This window comes from Azospirillum sp. TSO5 (genome assembly GCF_003116065.1).
Lineage (GTDB): Bacteria > Pseudomonadota > Alphaproteobacteria > Azospirillales > Azospirillaceae > Azospirillum.
Genome location: NZ_LGQY01000196.1, coordinates 1 through 1,579, shown reverse-complemented (window position 1 = coordinate 1,579; position 1,579 = coordinate 1). Strand labels below are relative to the sequence as shown.

General features: G+C 55.6%; 1 protein-coding gene. It reads left to right on the top strand.

Annotated features, from left to right (window positions below; all coding sequences use genetic code 11):
* The first annotated feature begins 276 nt into the window (after window positions 1-276).
* On the top strand, window positions 277-1,521 hold the full coding sequence (locus TSO5_RS32000; RefSeq protein ID WP_109155384.1) for a tyrosine-type recombinase/integrase: 1,245 nt from the start codon (window positions 277-279) through the stop codon (window positions 1,519-1,521).
* The last annotated feature ends 58 nt before the right edge of the window (window positions 1,522-1,579 follow it).

The window sequence follows — 1,579 nt, the reverse complement described above, 5'->3', positions numbered from 1 at the left end:
CCAAGGTCGCGAGAAAGCCTTGGAATTCTAATGGCTTGGCGGTGTCGCGATGACGGTTTCAAGACGGTTCGGGAGGACGGTCGGTGATGGCTATTTGGTGGCTCTTCCACATCGCGACGGCATGCTTCCTCCGCGTAAGGATGCGCCATCCTCAACCCCGCTTTAAGGCGTTGATCTAGCGCGTCTTTTTCGCGTTGGCCTTGCACAGTGCCGCCTACCGTAATTTTTACCAGTGATCTCAAGAGCTTAACGGGTAATTTCGGGGAAGGAATCGTGATGGCTCCTCCAGTGAGGCGCAAAATCAGACTGACCGATGCTGCTGTCAAGAAACTTCCCATCGGTCGGTCCTGGGATACGGAGATCGGAGGATTCGGGGTCAAGGTCTATGCGTCGGGTAAGGCGCAATTCATCCTTCGCTATCGCGGTCAACAGAAGCAGCAGCGGGAATTCAGGCTTGGGCAGGTCGGCGTGATTGGGGCCGATGAAGCTCGTAGCAAGGCGAAGATCTTGGTGGGCAAAATCATGGAAGGCTCTGATCCAGCATGGGACCGCAAAGTCGGATTGGCCTCAGCGCGAACCTTCAATGAGGTGATCGACAGGTATCTTGAATGGGCGGACGGGCACCACAAGGAAACCTCCTTGGCAGAAGTTCGTCGCTATTGTCGCCTGCATATCCGCCCACGGTTCGGCGAGTTCCCGGTTACGAGCATGAGTCGGGGAATGGTCCAGCAGGCTTACGACAAGATGCGACAGGGACCGCATTTCCGCGCAAAGATGATTGCATGGGCGCGCTCGATTTGGACCTGGGGCGAGAAGCGTGAACTTGTCGGTGACGCTCGTAACCCATTTGTGATCGACGTCGGTGTTTCCAAGCCACGACGGTCAAGGGTGTTGACCGCAGAAGAATACGAGCGTCTATGGGCGGCTATCGAAAAGCACCGCTACCGTGGAGCCATGAAGAACGTGTCGCTTTGGGCGATTGAGTTCATGATGCTTTCACCGCTTAGGAAAACCGAGGTCTTTCGTCTGCGCTGGGAAAACGTGGATATCAATCGTGGCATCATCAGAGTTGTTCAACACAAGACGGATCAGAAGGACGGGGCGCTTGAGGTTCACATCAGCGCACCGCTGAAGCGGCTGCTGAAGAGGATGCCCAGGTCATGCGAATGGTTGTTTCCAACGCCGGATTCGGCGACGGGACACATCATGAGCCTGGATCGTGCTTGGTCGCAGATCAGAAAGGATGCAGGGTTGTTGAGTGATGATCGTGTCACACTTCATGATCTGCGTCGAAGTTGGAATAGCGTGGGCGCAACGCTGGGGTATGGTCCAAGCGTGATGGGAAAGGTGATCGGAAACTCTGCTCGCGTAAACGAGCGCCATTACTGGCATTTGCAGGAGGCCCAACGGCGCGAAGTTACAGGTAACGTTGCGGAAGCCATCGCGGCGTTTGCAAACCGCAACTGTAGAGGGAATGGAGAGACGAGTTCGTTAGAAGGCCGTCCTCCCGAACCGTCTTGAAACCGTCATCGCGACACCGCCAAGCCATTAGAATTCCAAGGCTTTCTCGCGACCTTGG